General features: G+C 74.1%; 1 protein-coding gene. It reads right to left on the bottom strand.

Annotation, left to right across the window (positions count from 1 at the left end):
* On the bottom strand, positions 1–2657 hold a 2657-nt coding region (locus tag CCN33_RS32365; protein ID WP_167387979.1), incomplete at both ends, for a hypothetical protein.

The raw sequence follows: 2657 nt of genomic DNA, 5'->3' as shown, positions 1-2657 counted from the left end.
CGGCGCCCCGGTCGGGGCCGCCGCGTTCGGTCAGGTGGGTGAGAACGGGCGCGATGATGTAGGAGGCGCCGGGGCGGGTGCCGTGGGCGCGCAGCCAGATCACGGCGTGGCCGAGGGCGGTGTCGAGGGCGTCGCGGGGCAGGGCCGTCGTCTTCAGCAGGTGGTGCAGGAGGAAGGTGGCCTCGGGGGTGCGGCCGAAGCGTCTGAGCCAGCCGAGGGTGAGGCGGAGGATGGCGCCGTCGGGTTCGGGGGCCTCGCGGACCCTGCTGAGCAGGGGGGCGAGGGTGAAGGTGTCGGTGACGGCGAGCTGGTCGTGGCGGTGGCCGAGCCATTTCTTCGCGGTGCGGACGAGCGCGGTCTCGGTGTCGGGTTCCAGCGGGGGGAATTTCAGGGCGCCGTCGAGGGCGTAGCGCCATTCCTCGGTGTCGGGTCCGCGGTGCTGGCCGCGGTAGCAGGCGATGACGTGGCGGGCGGCGCGCTCGGCCTGTGCGGGGGTGAGTTCACCGGCGCGGGGGGCGATGCTGTGCAGGGGTTTGAGCAGGTGGGCGAGGTCGTCGGTGTCCTCGGGGACCTCCTGGGCGTCGTACCAGGCGAGGGTGTGCTCGAAGGACTGCTGGGCGACGGTCGCGGCGTCGCGGGTGGCGGTGGCGACGTCCTGGCACATGAGCAGGACGCGCAGCACACGGCCGGCGGTGTCGGCGGTGTGGTGGGTCTCGAGCCAGTCCAGGACGCGTTCGACGGCCTCGGCGAGGTGGTCGGGGCGGTCCTGGGCGCGGGCGCGGCCCATGAGCGAGGGCAGTACGTAGGCTGCTTCGGGCCCCTCCCCGTGGAGGTCGAGCCAGGTCAGGGCGGCGGTGTGGAGCAGTTCCTCGGTGTCGGGGGACTGCTCCTCGCGTTTGAGGAGGTGCTGGAGCAGGTAGCGGTCGCTGGGTTCGGGGGGCTGGGGGCGCTGGAGGCGGCGCAGGGCCATGGTGGTGGCGCGGTCGAGCTGCTGTTCCGTCAGTTCGGGGGCGCGGCCGAGGAGGTAGACGAGGACCTGGGTGTCGGCGGAGCCGGCGCCGTGCCGGTCGAGCCAGGTCAGGGCGTGGTCGAAGATGCGGTCGGCGACCGTGTCGGCGGTCAGTTCGGCGGTGGCGTTGGCCGGTACGCGCAGGGCGAGGCGCAGGACGTAGTCGGCGGTGGTGTGGGCGGCGTAGCGGTCGAGCCAGGTCAGGGTGTGGGCGAGGGTCTGGCCGGGGGCGACGGGGATGCCGGTGCGGGCGTGGTTGAGGAGCCGGGCGAGGACGAAGGAGGCGCCTTTGCGGGTGCCGTGGTCCTGGAGCCAGGTGTGGGCGTGGTGGGTGGCCTCGGTGACCTGGCGGGCGGGGATGCCGGGGCGGTCCAGGAGGATGGTCAGGAGGCGTCCGGCGACGGACTTTCGGGCGTGTCCGCCGAGCCAGCGGATGGCGAGCTTGGCGAGGTGTTCGGCCTTGCTGGCGGGCAGGCTCGCGTGGCTCAGGGCGGCGACGTAGAGGGATACGGCACGTTCGCGGGTGGTGTGGCGGCGCAGCCAGTCGTGGAGGGACTCGGTGAGGACGGGCCAGCCCTCGGTGCCGGCGCCGGTGGTGTGGGTGAGGACGGTGAGGAGTTCGCCGGTGCCGAGGTCGTCGCGCAGGCGGTGAGCGAGGGCGATGGCGGTGCGCCGGGCGGCGGCCAGGACGGTGGGGCTGTGGCCGTCGTGCTGAAGGAGGGCGCGCAGGGCGTCGCGGGCCTCGGGGGTGTCGCCGTGGGTGGCGAGCCAGGTGAGGGTGAGCCGGTCGAGGTCGGCGCGGCGGTCCTCGGGGAACTCGGGGACGCGGGCGAGGACGTTGACGAGGGCGAGGGCGGCCGGTGCGGTGGTGATGTGGCGGTCGAGCCAGGCGAGGGCGCAGTCGAGGAGGTTCTCGGGGGGCCGGCGGGTGTTGCGGACGGCGTCGGTGAGGAAGGTGCGGACGAGGGCGGGGTCGCCGGCGCGGTCCATCCAGGGGGTGACGACGGTGTCCCAGGTGTCGATGACGCCGTGGCGCCAGGGGATGTCGGAGACCATGGCGGTCAGGGCGCGCATGCCGTCCTGGGGGTCGGTGACGAGCATGTCGACCAGGGCGGGTGCGCGGTCGGCGGTCCAGGTGGCGCAGGCGCGCACGAGTTCGCGCTGCCGGCCGGGTTCGAGCTCCTTGGCCCAGCGGCCGATGTGTTCGACGGCGCGGCGGAAGGAGGGGAGGTCGCCGAGGAAGACGTCGAGGAGCTGGGTCAGTGAGGCGGCGTGCAGGGCGACGGCGCTGGGCAGGCAGGTCTGCTGGAGGAACGCCTCCGCGACGATGTCGTGCATGAGTTCCACCGAGTCCGGCAGGTCGGTGGTGGGGAGCAGCCAGCCGAGGGCGACGAGCCGGTTGACGACGCTCTGGCCGTCGTCGGTGTCGGTTCCGGTGCGGGTGAGGCAGCGGTCGACGGCGGTCTCGACGGCGTCGCGGGGCTGGGTGCAGGCGAGGGCGGCGACGGTGACGGCGAGGAGCAGGGCGCGTTCTTCCCTGCGGTCGCCGTCGGCGGCGGTGAGTCCTTCTCCGGTGCGTCGGTGCAGCCAGCGCAGCAGTGTCTCGGAGCGGGCGGCGGTGGGTGCGAGGCGGCGGCCGCCGGGGGCG

The organism is Streptomyces recifensis, assembly GCF_002154615.1.
Lineage (GTDB): Bacteria > Actinomycetota > Actinomycetes > Streptomycetales > Streptomycetaceae > Streptomyces > Streptomyces griseoluteus.
This window is presented reverse-complemented; position numbering and strand designations above follow the sequence as displayed.